At 40.8% G+C, this 2474-nt stretch carries 4 protein-coding genes and 1 pseudogene; 3 read left to right on the top strand and 2 right to left on the bottom strand.

What is annotated here, in order from left to right:
* The coding region (locus tag CBG25_RS12915; RefSeq protein WP_290604058.1) for a hypothetical protein at positions 1-197 on the bottom strand (197 nt) is incomplete at its 3' end.
* A 120-nt stretch (positions 198-317) separates the two neighbouring features.
* Between CBG25_RS12915 and ansA the strand changes: the two genes are divergently transcribed.
* The 3 genes and pseudogenes from ansA (at position 318) to CBG25_RS12900 (ending at position 2001) form a co-directional block, all read left to right on the top strand.
* On the top strand, positions 318-1340 hold the full coding sequence (gene ansA, locus CBG25_RS12910; protein ID WP_290607102.1) for an asparaginase: 1023 nt from the start codon (positions 318-320) through the stop codon (positions 1338-1340).
* A gap of 10 nt (positions 1341-1350) precedes the next feature.
* Positions 1351-1666: pseudogene (locus CBG25_RS12905) on the top strand (isochorismatase family protein); the annotation flags it as partial.
* Positions 1667-1782: 116 nt separating this feature from the next.
* The gene (locus CBG25_RS12900; protein ID WP_290607101.1) at positions 1783-2001 is read left to right on the top strand and encodes a hypothetical protein; all 219 of its coding nucleotides are present in this window, start codon (positions 1783-1785) and stop codon (positions 1999-2001) included.
* Between the two features lie 101 nt (positions 2002-2102).
* On the opposite strand, the gene CBG25_RS12895 is transcribed toward CBG25_RS12900, so the two are convergent.
* Positions 2103-2474, bottom strand: a 372-nt coding sequence (locus CBG25_RS12895; RefSeq protein ID WP_290603757.1) for a transposase, incomplete at its 5' end; no start/stop codon positions are given.

The raw sequence follows: 2474 nt of genomic DNA, 5'->3' as shown, positions 1-2474 counted from the left end.
CTTTTTTTGTCTATAGAAGGTTCAACTAATCGCCATAGGTCTTTAGGGCGGAAACATCTACTTTTTAACCATCGGCTAACCGTGTCATGAGATAAAGGCGATGGGCTGACTTCTGATAACGCCAAACTAGAGTATCTTACACTGCTTACTTGCAAGAATATTTTATAGATATCTTTAATGCATGGATAACCGGACAAAATATGAACATCCTGATTTTTTCTTGTTTTTAAATTTATACTTCTTTTTTAGAGACTGCGAAACTCGTGAATTCTTTAAATTTATCAATTTTCACTTATTCATATCGTTAGGTAAAGAGAATGGAAAAAAAATCCATCTATGTCGTTTACACAGGCGGCACTATTGGCATGCATTATTCACCCCATGGATACGTGCCAGCTTCCGGCCATCTAAAAAAACAACTGAGCAGCATGCCAGAATTTCATCGCGCTGAAATGCCAAATTTTACTATTCGTGAACATAATCCTTTAATTGATTCCGCTAATATGACACCACAAGATTGGCAGTGCATTGCAGATGATATTAGTGCTAATTATGAAAACTATGATGGTTTTGTTATTCTACATGGTACTGATACGATGGCATTTACCGCCTCTGCACTCTCATTTATGTTTGATAACCTAGATAACCCGATTATTGTGACAGGGTCACAAATACCGCTGGAAGCGCTAAGATCAGATGGCCAAACTAATCTTCTTAATGCCTTGTACTTGGCGGCAAATTACCCTATCAATGAAGTGACGCTGTTTTTTAATAACAAATTATTTAGGGGTAATCGGACCGTCAAATCACATGCTGATGGTTTTGATGCCTTTACTTCTCCTAATTGTCCACCATTGATTGATGCGGGTATTCACATCCGTTGTTTACAAAGCTGTCCATTGCCAAAAAATGACGGCAATTTCAGCAGCCATAAAATCACCCCTCAACCCATTGGGGTTGTTACTATTTATCCTGGGATTTCAGTACAAAGTATCGAAAACATCTTATTGCAACACACCAAAGCACTCATTCTCCGTTCTTACGGTGTTGGTAATGCGCCTTCACAAACTAAGTTGTTAAAATGCCTTGAAAAGGCCTGTCAACACGATATTATCGTCATTAATTTGACACAATGCCTTTCTGGACGAGTTAACATGAATGGGTATGCAACCGGGCACGCATTAGCCAAAGTTGGTGTTATTAGTGGTTATGACATGACTTTTGAGGCAACCCTTACCAAGCTTCATTACTTACTTAGTCAATCTTTATCTTCAAATGATATTCGTACGCTGATGCAAAAAAATTTGCGCGGTGAACTTAGCTATAGTGACAATTATTAAGGACGACATAATGACTAATACTGCATTATTGCTGGTCGATCTGCAAAATGACTTTTGTAAAGGGGGGCGCCCTAGAAGTATTAGATAGTGAAAGTGTTATTAGTACAGCTAATAATGTTATCACCTACTGCCAGCAACAAAATATCGTTGTTATTGCCAGCCAGGACTGGCATCCTGCTGATCACTTAAGTTTTGCTGTCAACTCAGGAACTCAGGTAGGCACAGAGGGGAATCTTAATGGCTTACGCCAAATTTGGTGGCCAGTTCACTGTGTGCAATATCAGAAAGGAGCACAATTCCATCCAGCACTTAATCAGTCAGCCATTCAGGCAACTTTTCAAAAAGGGATCAATGCCACAATCGATAGTTATACAACGAGTTTCGCAGTCTCTAAAAAAGAAGTATAAATTTAAAAACAAGAAAAAATCAGGATGTTCATATTTTGTCCGGTTATCCATGCATTAAAGATATCTATAAAATATTCTTGCAAGTAAGCAGTGTAAGATACTCTAGTTTGGCGTTATCAGAAGTCAGCCCATCGCCTTTATCTCATGACACGGTTAGCCGATGGTTAAAAAGTAGATGTTTCCGCCCTAAAGACCTATGGCGATTAGTTGAACCTTCTATAGGGCACCTCGAAAAACTCAAGATTTTCAATTAACCCTTGGCTTTCATTCTAAATAATTAGATTTTTTTTGATTATCACGYTACTGATTCTATCGCACATTGCCCTGGCTAGGGCCATTTGACCCATTCTGGGCGTCAGAAAGCCACGATGCACGCGCTCTGGAAGTACGCCAACCGCTTTAGGTTGTAACATGCTGCCATCATCGTCATGGCAAAATTAGCGCGCACCTGTCCAATGGTGCGGATCAGTTTTCTACCCATTTGTTCCATCGCCGCAAATGCATGTTCAACCCGTGCCCTAGTCTTTGCAATCCTGTGGTTTCGCCCTTGCTGAGTCTTGGACAACGGTTTGTTTCGATGGCCTTTACGCTGAATCTGGCTCCTATAGCCGTTTGCCTTCAGCCAAGCTTCCCGCTCCGCAGAGGGATAGCCTCGGTCGGCGTAGATATTGCGATTGGTGTTGGCCTTGTCAATGACCCTTTCGAAATGCTGACTGTCGTGGGTGCT

Origin of the sequence: Arsenophonus sp. ENCA (assembly GCF_002287155.1) — a bacterium.
Taxonomy (GTDB): domain Bacteria; phylum Pseudomonadota; class Gammaproteobacteria; order Enterobacterales; family Enterobacteriaceae; genus Arsenophonus; species Arsenophonus nilaparvatae.
This window is presented reverse-complemented; position numbering and strand designations above follow the sequence as displayed.